The organism is Psychrobacter pasteurii, assembly GCF_900162815.1.
Lineage (GTDB): Bacteria > Pseudomonadota > Gammaproteobacteria > Pseudomonadales > Moraxellaceae > Psychrobacter > Psychrobacter pasteurii.
Genome location: NZ_FUGD01000185.1, coordinates 1 through 533, shown reverse-complemented (window position 1 = coordinate 533; position 533 = coordinate 1). Strand labels below are relative to the sequence as shown.

At 40.9% G+C, this 533-nt stretch carries 1 protein-coding gene; it reads right to left on the bottom strand.

Features of this window, described 5'->3' with window-relative positions; all coding sequences use genetic code 11:
* The coding region (locus A1232T_RS13225; protein ID WP_143514012.1) for an RNA-guided endonuclease InsQ/TnpB family protein at positions 1-533 on the bottom strand (533 nt) is incomplete at both ends.

The window sequence follows — 533 nt, the reverse complement described above, 5'->3', positions numbered from 1 at the left end:
GCCTTATAAACAAGCTGACGCTTAAACTCATAAAAGCCTAAATCGCCAATAGCACGGCTTAACTTGCGGTTTTGCATCATGCCTTTGGTGTTTAGGTTTTCAATTGCAATAACATCATACTCATTCACCAAGCCAGTAGTAAGCTTATGTAGAGCGTCTTTACGGATATTACTGATTTTCAGGTGCAATCGTGATAGCTTGGCTTTCGCTTTAGCACGATTATTACTGCCTTTTTGTTTACGGCTTAATTGGCGACTCAGCCTTTTAAGTTTTTTGAGTTTCGCCATAAGTGGCTTGGGTGCTTTGACTTTAGTACCATCTGACAAGGTGATTAAGTCGGTAATACCTAAGTCTACACCTGTCTGCTTACCTGTTTTTTTGGTAAGGTTTACAGCATCTATTTCAACTGCAATAGAGACAAACCATCTGTCACCTCGACTAAAGATTTTAGCTGAGAGTATTTTGCCGTCAAAGCGCAAGGCTTCACGCATACGAACCCAACCTAGATTTGGTATGCGAATCTGTCTGCCTTT